Source organism: Achromobacter sp. Marseille-Q0513, from assembly GCF_018195695.1.
Lineage (GTDB): Bacteria > Pseudomonadota > Gammaproteobacteria > Burkholderiales > Burkholderiaceae_B > Achromobacter.
Genome location: NZ_JAGTJY010000585.1, coordinates 1 through 393, shown reverse-complemented (window position 1 = coordinate 393; position 393 = coordinate 1). Strand labels below are relative to the sequence as shown.

Annotated in this window: 1 pseudogene; it reads right to left on the bottom strand. The window is 61.6% G+C overall.

What is annotated here, in order from left to right:
* Window positions 1-393 (bottom strand): annotated as a pseudogene (locus tag KDH83_RS31865) (hypothetical protein); the annotation flags it as partial.

Below are 393 nucleotides of genomic sequence, written 5' to 3'. Positions count from 1 at the left end.
CAGCCCTGCCATGGGCATCACCATGCTTCCTCGTGGCGGCAGCGGCGGCTGCGCGGGTTCGGCGAGCGTGCGGAACGCGCGAGACCAGCCGTTGTATTCGGCCACGTCCTGAGGCGTTCCCCACTGCATGAAATGCTGCAGGGCGTACACGGCGACAGGCATGGACTGAGCCAGCAAGGGGCGGTATGCCAGGCTCACATAGTATTCTCCGTTGACGTGTAGCTGGAGATCCACGGTTTCCTTGAATGCGCGCTTCATCAGGGCGCCATTCCGGAAATAGTAGGTACCGCTGGAAGCGAACTCCTCCATGCGGTTCTGCGTGTATGGCTGTTTTTCCTGGATGTCGAGCACCCAGCCGTCCTGCTCGCGCATGTAGGCGTAGTTGGTGCTGCC